Origin of the sequence: Paracoccus sp. TRP (assembly GCF_000185925.1) — a bacterium.
GTDB classification, from domain to species: domain Bacteria; phylum Pseudomonadota; class Alphaproteobacteria; order Rhodobacterales; family Rhodobacteraceae; genus Paracoccus; species Paracoccus kondratievae.
Map to the genome: position 1 here is coordinate 14,341 of NZ_AEPN01000032.1, position 11,536 is coordinate 25,876.

Genomic DNA, 11,536 nt, shown 5'->3' on the forward strand with positions numbered 1-11,536 from the left:
TATCCCACGAAGGCCCGGGAGAGTGGACCCCCTGGCCAGAGCGGCACGGGATTGAGCGATCAGAGCCATTCCGGGATGGTATCGCGTCCCAGCATTTCCTCAAGCGTCGGTCGCGCACGGATGACGGCGAATTGATCGCCATTGACCAACACCTCGGGCACCAGCGGGCGCGAGTTGTACTCCGAGGCCATCACCGCTCCATAGGCCCCGGCCGAGCGCAGCGCCACCAGATCTGCGGGCGCCAGCGTGGGAAGCTGAGTCCCCTTCTGGAAGGTGTCGCCGGTTTCGCAGACCGGACCGACCACGTCGTAGGGCGCAACCTCGGTTCCCGGCGCAGCCTCGCGCACCGGAACGATGTCGTGATGGGCCGAATACATCGCCGGACGGATCAGATCGTTCATGGCGGCATCCAGAATCAGGAAATCCCGCCCCTCACCCTCTTTCAGATAGATGACCGAGGACAAAAGTATACCGGCATTGCCCGCGATATTGCGACCGGGCTCAATCTCGATCTCGCAGCCCAGATCGCCAACCGCATCGCGGATCACCTGTCCGTATTCGATGGGCAGAGGCGGCGCGTTATTGTCGCGGCGATAGGGAATCCCCAGCCCCCCGCCCATGTCGAGCCGGGTGATCTGATGTCCGTCGGCGCGCAGCGCGCGGGTCAGGTCGGCCATTTTGGCATAGGCCTGCCGGTAAGGTTCAAGATCGGTCAGCTGGCTGCCGATATGCATGTCGAGGCCGACCACCTTTATCCCGGGCAGACGCGCGGCATTGGCATAGACTTCGCGCGCGCGGGCGATTGGAATGCCGAACTTGTTTTCCGATTTGCCGGTGGCAATCTTTTCATGCGTCCTGGCATCCACGTCGGGGTTGACACGCACGGCGATCGGCACCTCGACCCCCATCGAAACTGCAACGCGGGACAAAACCTCAAGCTCGGGCTCGGATTCGACGTTGAACTGGCGGATGCCGCCTTCCAGCGCCATGCGCATCTCGGCCTCGGTCTTGCCGACGCCTGAAAAGACGATCCGTTCGCCCGGCACGCCCGCCGCCCGCGCCCGGGCGTATTCCCCGGCCGAGACGATATCCATGCCCGCGCCCAGGTCACCCAGAAGCTTGAGCACAGCGATATTCGAGTTCGCCTTGACCGCGAAACAGACCAGATGATCGGTCCAGTTCAGCGCCTGCTGGAACAGCCGGAAATGGCGGGTCAGCGTCGCGGTCGAATAGACATAGACCGGGGTTCCGACCTCGGCCGCGATACGGCTCAGCGACACCTCTTCGGCATGAAGCCAGCCATCGACATAGTTAAAGTGATCCATCAGGCGATCCTGCGAGAGCGGATGAATAAATAAAGCGGCAGCGCGCAACCAAGTCCCAGCGCCAGCGCCGGCAGCGTCAGAAGCGCGATCCAGTTGCGGCGTTGCATTGTCTCGATCACACACCAGAAGGCCAGCGTAGCATGAGCGACAAGATCCGACCCCCCGGCCCCACGCCACAACACCTCGCCCCGCCATAACGCCAGGGCCGCGCCAAAAAGCGTAAGCCCCGCCCAGACCAGCCGGACCGGTGTCAGCTCAGAGCTTCGAGACGACACCGATCTGCGCCTCTCCGCTGATATGCAGCCCCGGTTCGGGGGTGGGTTCGGGCCGGGTCGGCGGGCCATCCACACCGCAGGCGGCCAGAGTGGCCAAAATCAGCGCGAACAGCGCAAACAGCAGGGGTTGCGTCATGCGATCTCTCCCAGTTTCTGCTTCCAGCGCGCGATCTGGGCGCGAACCTGCGCCGGAGCGGTGCCGCCATAGCTGGTGCGCGAGGCGACGGAATTATGCACGCCAAGCACGCCATAGATATCCGCGGTGATTGCGGGATGGACCGACTGCATCTGCTCAAGCGACAGATCGGGCAGGTCGATCCCCTGTTTCTCGGCCATGGCAACCAATGCACCCGTGACGTGATGGGCATCGCGGAAGGGCAAGCCGGCCTCGCGCACCAGCCAGTCAGCAAGACCGGCCGGGGCCGAAAACCCCGCCCCGGCAGCCGCTTCGAGCCGCTCGCGATTCGCGGTCAGGTCCGACAGCATCCCTGTCATCGCCGCCAGTGCCAGCATCAGGTTGTCGGCGGCGTCAAAGACCTGTTCCTTATCCTCTTGCATGTCCTTGGAATAGGCCAGGGGCAGGCCCTTCATCACCACGAACAATGCCACCGCTGCGCCAAGAATGCGGCCGATCTTGGCCCGGATCAGCTCGGCCGCGTCGGGGTTCTTTTTCTGCGGCATGATCGACGAGCCAGTCGAGAAACGATCCGACAGCGTGACAAAGCGGAACTGGGCCGAGGACCAGATCACCAGCTCTTCGGCCAGCCGCGACAGATGGACCGCGCAGATCGCCGAGGCCGAAAGGAACTCCAGCGCGAAATCCCGGTCGCTGACCGCATCAAGGCTGTTCGCCATCGGCCGGTCAAAGCCCAGCGCCCGCGCCGTCGCCTCGCGGTCGATGGGAAAGCTCGTCCCGGCAAGCGCCGCCGCACCAAGGGGCGATTCATTCATCCGCCGCCGCGCATCCTCAAAGCGTGACAGGTCGCGGCCGAACATCTCGACATAGGCCATCATGTGATGACCCCAGGTAACGGGCTGGGCGGTCTGCAGGTGGGTAAAGCCCGGCATCACCCAATCCGCGCCCCGCTCGGCCTGCGACAAAGCAGCGCGGATCAGCGCGCCAAGCCCCTCGATTGCCGCATCGCATTGCCCGCGCACCCACAGGCGAAAATCCGTCGCCACCTGATCATTACGCGAACGGGCCGTGTGCAGGCGGCCCGCCGGCTCTCCGATCAGCTCTTTCAGGCGTGATTCCACGTTCATGTGGATATCTTCCAGCGCGGTCGAAAAGGGAAAATCGCCCTTCTCGATCTCTGACAAGACCGTGAGCAGCCCTTCCCCGATCGCCTCGGCATCGCTAGTGCTGATGATGCCTTGCGCGGCAAGCATCGCTGCATGGGCGCGGCTGCCCCGGATGTCCTGGGCATAAAGCCGCTGGTCGAAGCCGATCGAGGCGTTGATTGCCTCCATGATCGCGTCCGGGCCTGCGGCGAAACGTCCGCCCCACATCTGGTTAGCGGTGCTGCTGGGCTGCTCGGTCATGACTTGTCCTTCGGGGGGTGAAATGCGTTGGCTGGTTCTTTATACGGCGCTGCTCTTTGGTGCAAATGCCGCTTTCGCGGGGGAAATCGACTGGCAGGCCGCCAGTGATGGCGGGCTGGCCAAGCTGACCCGGACCGAGCCGGTGGCCGTGCCCGAAACCACCTTTACCGACCCCGAGGGCGGCACCCACAGCCTTGCCGACTGGAAAGGCAAAGTGGTGCTGTTGAATTTTTGGGCGACCTGGTGCGCGCCCTGCCGCGAAGAGATGCCTTCGCTGGACGCGTTGCAGGCCGAAATGGGCGGCGAGGATTTCGAGGTCGTCGCCATCGCCGCGGGCCACAACCCACCGCCAGCCGTGCGCAAGTTTCTGGATGAGGAAAACATCACCAACCTGCCCGTGCGCCTGGACCCGCGCCAACAGCTTGCGCGCCAAATGGGTGTGATGGGTATGCCGGTAACGGTACTGATCGACCGCGACGGCAATGAAATAGCGCGACTGATCGGCGGGGCGGACTGGTCGTCCGACACCGCCAAAGAGCTGATCAGGCAGGCGATAGCGCCTTGATCCGGGCGTGGCAGGGACAGCCTGTCATGTGATCGTTGACCAGCCCGCAGGCCTGCATGAAGGCATAGGTGATCACCGGTCCGCAAAAGTTGAAACCACGCTTTTTCAACGCCTTGGACATCGCCTCTGATTCTGCGGTCTTGACGGGCACATCGCTCATGGCGGCGAAATGGTTCTGGATCGGCCGCCCGCCGACAAAGGACCAGATAAAGGGCGAAAACCCCTCGCTTTCCTCAATCTCAAGAAACAGCCGCGCGCTTTTGACCGCCGCCTCGATCTTGCCGCGATGGCGGATGATGCCGGGGTTTTGCAGAGCGCGGGCCATCTCGGCCTCTTCCCAGACGGCGACACGCTCAGGGTCAAATCCCTCGAAAACCTCGCGAAAAGTCTCGCGCTTGCGCAGGATGGTGATCCAGCTCAGCCCGGCCTGAAAACCGTCCAGCACCAGCTTTTCCCACAATGCCCGCGAATCATATTCGGGCACGCCCCATTCGTGGTCGTGATAGGCGACATATAGCGGGTCTGACCCGCACCAGGCACAGCGTTTGATCACATCAGGCAAGGAAACGTTAACCTCGAATTGAGAAAGCAGACAGAGTTTACGCGATGTTAGGACATCATCGCCAGAGTTCCGACAATGACAGGAGCTTGGCATGACCGACAATACCGATTCACTTCAGAAGGCGGACTCTCCGCTGGATTTCATTGTCAATGAACAATCGCGGGTGACGATGGCCTCCGTACGGCGGGCGGTATCGCGCGGGGATGGGGTTCTGGCCTTTCAGCCGGTGGTGCGGGCCGACAGTCCCGACCGCGCCGCCTTTCACGAAGGGCTGATCCGAATCATCGACGAAACCGGTCGGATCGTGCCGCTAAGGGATTTCATGCCACTGGCGGAAACCACTGAACTGGGACGTCAGATCGACTGCCTGTCCCTGTCTTTGGGGCTAAAATCGCTTGCACAGGAACCCTCTTTGCGGCTGTCGATCAACATGTCGGCGCGCTCGATCGGCTATTCTCCATGGCTGCGCATCCTGCAACAGGGCCTTGCCGGTAACGACAGCATCGGTGAACGGCTGATCCTTGAGATCACCGAAAGCTCGGCCATGGGCCTGCCTGAACCGGTCGATCGCTTCATGCACGAACTTCAATCGCACGGTGTCAGTTTTGCCCTGGACGATTTTGGCGCGGGCTATACCTCGTTCCGCTACCTGCGGGATTTCTGTTTCGACATGATCAAGATCGACGGGCAGTTTATCCGCGACATTGCCCAGACACGTGACAATCAGGTGCTGGCACGGGCGCTGCAATCCATCGCGCGCCATTTTGACATGTTCACCGTCGCAGAATCGGTCGAGACAGCCGAAGATGCGGCCTTCCTGATCGAAATGGGGGTCGATTGCCTGCAAGGGTATTATTTCGGCGCGCCAACCATCGTACCGCCGTGGAAATCCCCCGGCACACAGGCGCATCGCAAATAGGGCAGCGCCAGTCAGTTGAAAGGGCCGCACAATAATCGCGCCCTGCTCTCGTCCGCGTTTCGCCCTGCCAGCACCCCACGCCTTCCCGGTCGCAGCCCGAAACCCGCCCCTGCGTGATCCGCCAAGCAGCGCTGCCCGGTCGGCAAGACACCGAACCATCTGACAATGCGCCAGGCCGTTGCTGCAGCGTGGAGTTCGCTTGACCTTGAGTAACGAAACAGGAAACAGTTTGGCTGTAACCGATTGTCCCGGCCATCAGCGAAGGAGCCTGTCATGACCAAAGCCGTAATTGTTTCCGCAGCCCGCACACCCGTCGGAAGCTTTCTGGGATCCTTTGCGAACATCCCCGCGCATGAGCTGGGTGCCATTGTGCTGAAAGCCGTGGTCGAACGCGCAGGCGTCGATCCGGCCGAAATTTCGGAAACCATTTTCGGCCAGGTGCTGACCGCCGGTCAGGGTCAGAACCCCGCCCGTCAGGCGCATATCAAAGCTGGCTTCCCGCAAGAATCCGCTGCCTGGACGATCAACCAGGTCTGCGGTTCTGGCCTGCGCTCGGTCGCGCTGGCGGCACAGCAGGTGATCCTTGGCGATGCCACCGTCGTTGCAGCAGGCGGGCAAGAGTCGATGTCGCTTGCCCCCCATGCCGCCTTTATCCGCGCCGGGCAGAAAATGGGCGACATGAAAATGCTCGACACGATGATCAAGGATGGGCTCTGGGACGCTTTCCACGATTATCACATGGGCACCACGGCCGAGAATGTGGCTGCGAAATGGGGCATCACGCGCGAGGCGCAGGACGAATTCGCGGTCAATTCGCAAAACAAGGCCGAAGCCGCGCAAAAAGCCGGAAAGTTCGCCGATGAAATCGTGCCGGTGACGATCAAGACCCGGAAAGGCGACACGGTAACTGATGCCGATGAATACATCCGCCACGGCGCAACACTGGATGCGATGCAAAAGCTTCGCCCCGCCTTTAGCAAAGAGGGCACGGTTACCGCAGGCAATGCCTCGGGCCTGAATGACGGCGCGGCCGCTGTGCTGGTGATGACCGAGGAAGAGGCCGCGCGCCGTGGTCTGACGCCGCTCGCCCGCATCGCCTCTTATGCGACAGCCGGCGTCGATCCGCAGATCATGGGCACCGGTCCGATCCCCGCCAGCCGCAAGGCTTTGGAAAAGGCCGGCTGGTCGGTTAGCGATCTGGATCTGGTCGAGGCGAACGAAGCCTTTGCCGCTCAGGCACTTGCCGTGAACCGCGACATGGGCTGGGATCCGGCCATCGTCAACGTGAACGGCGGCGCCATCGCCATCGGCCACCCGATCGGTGCTTCGGGCTGCCGCATCCTGAACACGCTGCTTTTCGAAATGAAGCGCCGCGATGCAAAGAAAGGCCTTGCCACGCTGTGCATAGGCGGCGGCATGGGCGTTGCCCTGTGTCTTGAGCGTCCCTGACCGTCAGGAAGTCACGCAAAAGGTGTGCGCAACTATCTTGCGCACACCAGCCTTGTTCGGTAACACAATTTCAAGACCATTTTCAGAGGGGGACGAAAAATGGCAAAAGTAGCCCTTGTTACCGGTGGTTCGCGCGGTATTGGCGCGGCAATTTCAAAGGCGCTGAAGGAGGCAGGCTATATTGTTGCGGCAAACTATGCTGGCAATGACGACGCCGCCCGCACCTTTACTGAAGAAACCGGTATCAAGACCTACAAATGGTCGGTGGCGGATTACGACGCCTGCGCCGCAGGCATCAAACAGGTCGAGGAGGAGCTTGGCCCCATCGCGGTACTGGTCAATAACGCCGGGATCACGCGTGACGCGATGTTTCACAAAATGACCCAGCAGCAGTGGAAAGAGGTAATCGACACCAACTTGACCGGTCTTTTCAACATGACCCATCCGGTCTGGTCCGGGATGCGTGACCGCAAGTTCGGCCGCATCGTCAACATCAGCTCGATCAATGGTCAGAAAGGGCAGGCAGGGCAGGCGAATTATTCCGCCGCCAAAGCGGGCGACATCGGCTTTACCAAGGCACTGGCGCAAGAGGGCGCGCGTGCCGGGATCACCGTAAATGCGATCTGCCCGGGCTATATCGGCACAGAGATGGTCCGCGCCATCGACGAAAAAGTTCTGAATGAGCGCATCATCCCCCAGATCCCGGTCGGTCGTCTGGGCGAACCGGAAGAGATCGCCCGCTGCGTTGTCTTCCTGGCCTCGGATGACGCGGGATTTATCACCGGCGCAACCATCAGCGCCAATGGCGGACAGTATTTCTCCTGATACGCGGCCCTGAAAGGCAACGGCCCACGAAATCTCGTGGGCCGTTTCTTATTTCGCTGGTTATGCCGGGGGCAGGTTCCCCCGTCCCGTGTCGCTGAATCAATGCGACAGGCGAGAAATCTCTTCCTTGAGGCGAAGTTTTTCCTTCTTCATCCGGGCGATGATGAGGTCATCCATGCCGGGGCTGCGATGCGCGGCCTCGATAGCGTCCGACAGCGACTGATGTTTGCGGCGAAGCTCCTGCACATGGGATTCAACCGACATTTCGTCCTCCTCTTGGATTGATCGAACCAGAGGATTGCAACACAGAATCGTCACATTGTCACCGAAAATTCGGCACCCCGAGCGAAAGTGCCGCACCCCCGCGTAAAACCGCCTGTGCGGCCTCGGTCAGGTCCTCTTCATCGGCGGAATGTAACGGTTTTGCATGCATGACAAAGGGTGGCAGCAGGCGCAGCGGCGCCCGCGCGCCCTTACGGGCCAGAACAATAACACGCCCCGCCTCGCGCCCCTCACGCGCCGCGACCGGCAGCACAGTGATCGCCCCCGCCGCCCCTCCCAGCGCCGAGAGAATCACCGCCAGCCGATCCGCCCGCTGGATCAGGGTGATCCACCCCCCCGGCTGCAGCCGGCGCAGCCCGGCCGCAATCCACAGCCCAAGCGGCGTTTCTTCGTGCCGGGCGCGGCTGCGGCCCGCATCAGGCGCCAAGGTGCCATCGGTGAAATAGGGCGGGTTGGCGATGACGTGATCAAAACTCTGGCTGCGCAGGGCGGTTGGCATCTGCGCCAGATCGCCCTGATGCACCTCAAGCGCAAAGCCGTTTGCTGTGGCATTCTGCGCTGCAAGCTCGGCATAGGCAGGTTGCAGCTCTAACCCGGCAAGCCGCAAACCTGGCACCCGCGCGCCAAGACACAGGATCGCCGCCCCTGCCCCACAGCCCAGTTCAAGCACCGATTCGCCCGCACGCGCCGGACAGGCAGCGGCCAGCATCACCGCATCCGCCCCGGCGCGATAACCGCGCATGGGCTGACGGATGCGCAGCCGACCACCAAGAAAGCCGTCCTCTCGCAGTTCAGTCATGATGGATGCGATTGTCCCGCAGGATCGCCCGCGCCATGAACAGGTCACGGTCCGCCACCATCAGCCGCCGGGGCAGGATGCCGAGCGATCCTTCAAGCACGCTCATGTGCTGGTCCAAAGGAAAGGACTGGATCCCCTCGGCCGCCAAAAGGTCGGCGGCGCGGGTGATCAGCAGCGGATCGGTGGTGCGCAGAAGCTCTTTCATGACCCCGGAAAGCTACGCCCCTGTTGCGAATGTGTCCATGGCGTGGCAATGGCTTGCGACGAAAGGGGATCGCTGATGGGCATGAACGAAAACGTTTCCAAGCCGCTGGACCGGCTTTCGGCCGAACTCGCCGGGGATATGGAACGGGTCAATGCGTTGATCCGGTCGCGCATGGCAAGCCGTCACGCCCCCCGCATCCCCGAGGTCACCGCCCATCTGGTCGAGGCGGGCGGCAAGCGGCTGCGGCCGATGCTGGTGCTCGCAGCTTCACGGCTGTGCGGATACGAGGGTGAGGCGCATGTGCTGCTGGCCGCCGCCGTCGAATTCATCCACACCGCCACGCTTTTGCATGACGATGTGGTCGACGAAAGCGAGCAGCGCCGCGGTCGCCCGACTGCGAACCTTTTGTGGGACAACAAGTCCAGCGTTCTGGTCGGGGATTACCTTTTCGCCCGCAGCTTTCAGTTGATGGCCGAAACCGGCAGCATGGAGGTCATGCATATCCTGTCGAACGCCAGCGCCACCATCGCCGAGGGCGAGGTGTTGCAGCTGACGGCCGCGCAGGACATCACGACCACCGAGGACACCTATATCCAGATCGTGCGCGGCAAGACTGCGGCGCTGTTCTCGGCCGCGACCGAGGCAGGCGCGGTGGTCGCCCACGCCGATAAGACGGTGCAGCAGGCGCTGTTCGGCTATGGCGACGCGCTGGGGATCGCCTTTCAGATCGTCGATGACCTGCTGGACTACAGCGGCTCCTCGACCACCATCGGCAAGAACGTCGGCGACGACTTCCGCGAACGCAAGCTGACCCTGCCGGTGATCAAGGCCATTGCCCGCGCCGATGCGACTGAGCGCGCCTTTTGGGAACGCACGATCGGCAAGGGCCAGCAGGACGAGGCCGATCTGACCACCGCGCTTGAGATCCTGCACCGGCGCGAAGCGCTGGATGCATCGCGCGCCGATGCCATCGCCTGGGCGGAACGGGCCAAAACAGCGCTGCTGGCCACACCGGATCAGCCGCTGCGCCAGATCCTTTCCGACCTTGCGGATTTCGTGGTCTCGCGGCTGTCCTGAGCGCCCGCCATCCACACATGAAAAAGCCCGGCTTTATGCCGGGCTTTTCCTTTGCCTGATGATGCTGCCTTAGCTGTTGTAGGCGCTTTCGCCGTGGGTGGTAACGTCCAGACCCTGACGTTCGTCGCTGTCCGAGACGCGCAGGCCGATCAGCGCCTTGACGATCATCAGCGCGATGAACGAAGCAACCGCCGACCAGATCACCGCCACGATCACACCCAGCGTCTGGGTGGTAACCTGACCGAACATGTCATAGCTCGCCGCGACCGACTCCGTGGCATAATCGTAGATGCCCGACCCACCCAGCGACGGGGCAGCAAAGACCCCCGTCAGGATCGCGCCGACAATGCCGCCGACCCCGTGGATGCCAAAGACATCAAGGCTTTCGTCGATGCCCAGCCTGGCTTTCAGGCTGATGACGAACCACATGCAGATAAAGCCCGTAGCCAGACCGATGACAATGGCGCCCATGGGGCCGACGAAACCAGCCGCCGGAGTGATGCCAACCAGACCGGCAATCGCCCCCGAAACGCCGCCCAGCAGCGAGGGATGACCGCGGAACAGCCACTCACCAAAGGCCCAGGCCAGCGCAGCGGCGGCGGTCGCGACCGTGGTGTTCAGGATCGCCATGGCAGCGGTGCCGGTGGCCTCCATGTTCGAGCCAGCGTTGAAGCCGAACCAGCCGATCCACAGCAGGCAGCCGCCAAGGAAGGTAAAGGGCAGGTTATGCGGGGCCATCAGCTCGCGGCCATAACCAAGGCGGGGACCGACGACCAGCGCAGCGACCAGACCAGCGACGCCAGCGTTGATGTGGATGACGGTGCCGCCGGCAAAGTCCAGATCGCCATGGCCGAACAGATAGCCGCCGGGCGCCTCATAGGCCGAGGGGCCGCCCCACCACCAGACCATATGGGCCATAGGCAGGTAAGAGATAAAGAACCAGATCACCACAAAGGCCAGCACCGCCTGAAACTTCATCCGCTCGACCGTGGCGCCGACGATCAGCGCCGGGGCGATACAGGCAAAGGCCATCTGGAAGATGATGAAGACATATTCCGGCACATAGACATTGGTGGTGAAGGTCTCGGCCAGCGATGAGGTATCAACCCCGGCAAGGAACGCCTTCGAAAGACCGCCGATAAAGGGGGTCAGCCAGGTCGCCTCTTCGGCCGAGCCTGCACCGGTGAAGGCCAGCGAATAGCCAAAGCAGACCCACAGGATCGACATGATGCAGAAGATCGTAAAGACCTGCATCAGCACCGACAGCATGTTCCGCGCCCGGACCAGACCGCCATAGAACAGCGCCAGCCCCGGAATGGACATGGCCATGACCAGAATGGCCGAAACCATCATCCAGGTCGTGTCACCCTTGTCGACGATGGGCGCGACGGTCTCGACCACGGCTTCTACAGTGCCGGCGGGGGCCGCAGCCTCTTGCGCAAGGGCCGGCACCGCCAGCCCGATAAGCGGGAGGGCAAGCGCCGGGATCATGGGTTTGATCGCGGTAGGTCTCATCATGTTTCCTGCACCTTCTTTCTGCGTTGCAGCAGTTCCATGTCCCGGTCAGAAAACCCGCCCCTGCCCCGCTGGCACAAGGTTTGTGCAGCTTTCGGCCGAGCCCGCGCCTCGACTGCCCGAATTTAGGGCATCAACGCCGGGTTCTGCGCCATGTCGCGGCAGTTCACTGATAGGTCATCGCGGTTCTCAAGGC

Annotated in this window: 14 protein-coding genes; 5 read left to right on the forward strand and 9 right to left on the reverse strand. The window is 62.3% G+C overall.

The window, feature by feature from the left end; all coding sequences use genetic code 11:
- Positions 1 to 59: 59 nt before the first annotated feature.
- From lysA to argH, 4 genes are read right to left on the reverse strand one after another with little or no spacing between them, the layout of a single operon-like run.
- Positions 60 to 1,325, reverse strand: coding sequence for a diaminopimelate decarboxylase (gene lysA / locus PARACOCCUSGL_RS0115045; RefSeq protein ID WP_010398227.1), 1,266 nt, complete (start codon positions 1,323 to 1,325; stop codon positions 60 to 62).
- Positions 1,325 to 1,600, reverse strand: coding sequence for a DUF2834 domain-containing protein (locus PARACOCCUSGL_RS0115050; protein ID WP_010398229.1), 276 nt, complete (start codon positions 1,598 to 1,600; stop codon positions 1,325 to 1,327). Before PARACOCCUSGL_RS0115050 ends, lysA begins: the two co-directional genes overlap by 1 nt.
- Entirely contained in the window at positions 1,581 to 1,736 is a 156-nt protein-coding gene (locus PARACOCCUSGL_RS22200) for a hypothetical protein (protein ID WP_010398230.1), read from the reverse strand. The genes PARACOCCUSGL_RS0115050 and PARACOCCUSGL_RS22200 overlap by 20 nt, the downstream gene beginning before the upstream one ends.
- A complete protein-coding gene (gene argH / locus PARACOCCUSGL_RS0115060) occupies positions 1,733 to 3,142 on the reverse strand; it encodes an argininosuccinate lyase (RefSeq protein WP_010398232.1) in 1,410 nt (469 codons plus the stop codon). The genes PARACOCCUSGL_RS22200 and argH overlap by 4 nt, the downstream gene beginning before the upstream one ends.
- A gap of 22 nt (positions 3,143 to 3,164) precedes the next feature.
- Between argH and PARACOCCUSGL_RS0115065 the strand changes: the two genes are divergently transcribed.
- A complete protein-coding gene (locus tag PARACOCCUSGL_RS0115065; RefSeq protein ID WP_010398234.1) occupies positions 3,165 to 3,707 on the forward strand; it encodes a TlpA disulfide reductase family protein in 543 nt (180 codons plus the stop codon).
- On the opposite strand, the gene PARACOCCUSGL_RS0115070 is transcribed toward PARACOCCUSGL_RS0115065, so the two are convergent.
- The gene (locus tag PARACOCCUSGL_RS0115070; protein ID WP_010398237.1) at positions 3,685 to 4,269 is read right to left on the reverse strand and encodes a DNA-3-methyladenine glycosylase I; all 585 of its coding nucleotides are present in this window, start codon (positions 4,267 to 4,269) and stop codon (positions 3,685 to 3,687) included. The two genes, PARACOCCUSGL_RS0115065 and PARACOCCUSGL_RS0115070, sit on opposite strands and share 23 nt — an antisense overlap.
- A gap of 91 nt (positions 4,270 to 4,360) precedes the next feature.
- Between PARACOCCUSGL_RS0115070 and PARACOCCUSGL_RS0115075 the strand changes: the two genes are divergently transcribed.
- The 3 genes from PARACOCCUSGL_RS0115075 (at position 4,361) to PARACOCCUSGL_RS0115085 (ending at position 7,462) form a co-directional block, all read left to right on the forward strand.
- The gene (locus PARACOCCUSGL_RS0115075; protein WP_010398239.1) at positions 4,361 to 5,188 is read left to right on the forward strand and encodes an EAL domain-containing protein; all 828 of its coding nucleotides are present in this window, start codon (positions 4,361 to 4,363) and stop codon (positions 5,186 to 5,188) included.
- A gap of 273 nt (positions 5,189 to 5,461) precedes the next feature.
- Positions 5,462 to 6,637 carry an acetyl-CoA C-acetyltransferase gene (locus PARACOCCUSGL_RS0115080; protein ID WP_010398242.1) on the forward strand — a complete coding sequence of 392 codons (1,176 nt, stop codon included), beginning with the start codon at positions 5,462 to 5,464 and terminating at the stop codon, positions 6,635 to 6,637.
- 99 nt (positions 6,638 to 6,736) lie between these two features.
- Positions 6,737 to 7,462 carry a beta-ketoacyl-ACP reductase gene (locus tag PARACOCCUSGL_RS0115085; RefSeq protein WP_010398245.1) on the forward strand — a complete coding sequence of 242 codons (726 nt, stop codon included), beginning with the start codon at positions 6,737 to 6,739 and terminating at the stop codon, positions 7,460 to 7,462.
- A 99-nt stretch (positions 7,463 to 7,561) separates the two neighbouring features.
- On the opposite strand, the gene PARACOCCUSGL_RS21565 is transcribed toward PARACOCCUSGL_RS0115085, so the two are convergent.
- From PARACOCCUSGL_RS21565 to PARACOCCUSGL_RS0115100, 3 genes are read right to left on the reverse strand one after another with little or no spacing between them, the layout of a single operon-like run.
- Entirely contained in the window at positions 7,562 to 7,726 is a 165-nt protein-coding gene (locus PARACOCCUSGL_RS21565) for a YdcH family protein (protein ID WP_010398248.1), read from the reverse strand.
- Between the two features lie 58 nt (positions 7,727 to 7,784).
- Positions 7,785 to 8,543, reverse strand: coding sequence for a tRNA1(Val) (adenine(37)-N6)-methyltransferase (locus PARACOCCUSGL_RS0115095; RefSeq protein WP_010398251.1), 759 nt, complete (start codon positions 8,541 to 8,543; stop codon positions 7,785 to 7,787).
- The gene (locus tag PARACOCCUSGL_RS0115100; protein WP_010398258.1) at positions 8,536 to 8,748 is read right to left on the reverse strand and encodes a DUF2007 domain-containing protein; all 213 of its coding nucleotides are present in this window, start codon (positions 8,746 to 8,748) and stop codon (positions 8,536 to 8,538) included. Before PARACOCCUSGL_RS0115100 ends, PARACOCCUSGL_RS0115095 begins: the two co-directional genes overlap by 8 nt.
- 75 nt (positions 8,749 to 8,823) lie before the next feature.
- Here PARACOCCUSGL_RS0115100 and PARACOCCUSGL_RS0115105 point away from each other — a divergent pair, with 75 nt between their 5' ends.
- Entirely contained in the window at positions 8,824 to 9,825 is a 1,002-nt protein-coding gene (locus tag PARACOCCUSGL_RS0115105) for a polyprenyl synthetase family protein (protein ID WP_010398260.1), read from the forward strand.
- A gap of 69 nt (positions 9,826 to 9,894) precedes the next feature.
- Here PARACOCCUSGL_RS0115105 and PARACOCCUSGL_RS0115110 read toward each other — a convergent pair whose 3' ends face one another.
- Positions 9,895 to 11,340, reverse strand: coding sequence for an ammonium transporter (locus PARACOCCUSGL_RS0115110; RefSeq protein ID WP_010398263.1), 1,446 nt, complete (start codon positions 11,338 to 11,340; stop codon positions 9,895 to 9,897).
- Between the last annotated feature and the right edge of the window lie 196 nt (positions 11,341 to 11,536).

Coding starts and splice junctions, on each gene's coding strand:
- lysA (WP_010398227.1), bottom strand. CDS start 1,325: ATGGATCACTTTAACTATGTCGATGGCTGGCTTCATGCCGAAGAGGTG.
- PARACOCCUSGL_RS22200 (WP_010398230.1), bottom strand. CDS start 1,736: ATGACGCAACCCCTGCTGTTTGCGCTGTTCGCGCTGATTTTGGCCACT.
- argH (WP_010398232.1), bottom strand. CDS start 3,142: ATGACCGAGCAGCCCAGCAGCACCGCTAACCAGATGTGGGGCGGACGT.
- PARACOCCUSGL_RS0115065 (WP_010398234.1), top strand. CDS start 3,165: ATGCGTTGGCTGGTTCTTTATACGGCGCTGCTCTTTGGTGCAAATGCC.
- PARACOCCUSGL_RS0115075 (WP_010398239.1), top strand. CDS start 4,361: ATGACCGACAATACCGATTCACTTCAGAAGGCGGACTCTCCGCTGGAT.
- PARACOCCUSGL_RS0115080 (WP_010398242.1), top strand. CDS start 5,462: ATGACCAAAGCCGTAATTGTTTCCGCAGCCCGCACACCCGTCGGAAGC.
- PARACOCCUSGL_RS0115085 (WP_010398245.1), top strand. CDS start 6,737: ATGGCAAAAGTAGCCCTTGTTACCGGTGGTTCGCGCGGTATTGGCGCG.
- PARACOCCUSGL_RS21565 (WP_010398248.1), bottom strand. CDS start 7,726: ATGTCGGTTGAATCCCATGTGCAGGAGCTTCGCCGCAAACATCAGTCG.
- PARACOCCUSGL_RS0115095 (WP_010398251.1), bottom strand. CDS start 8,543: ATGACTGAACTGCGAGAGGACGGCTTTCTTGGTGGTCGGCTGCGCATC.
- PARACOCCUSGL_RS0115100 (WP_010398258.1), bottom strand. CDS start 8,748: ATGAAAGAGCTTCTGCGCACCACCGATCCGCTGCTGATCACCCGCGCC.
- PARACOCCUSGL_RS0115105 (WP_010398260.1), top strand. CDS start 8,824: ATGGGCATGAACGAAAACGTTTCCAAGCCGCTGGACCGGCTTTCGGCC.
- PARACOCCUSGL_RS0115110 (WP_010398263.1), bottom strand. CDS start 11,340: ATGAGACCTACCGCGATCAAACCCATGATCCCGGCGCTTGCCCTCCCG.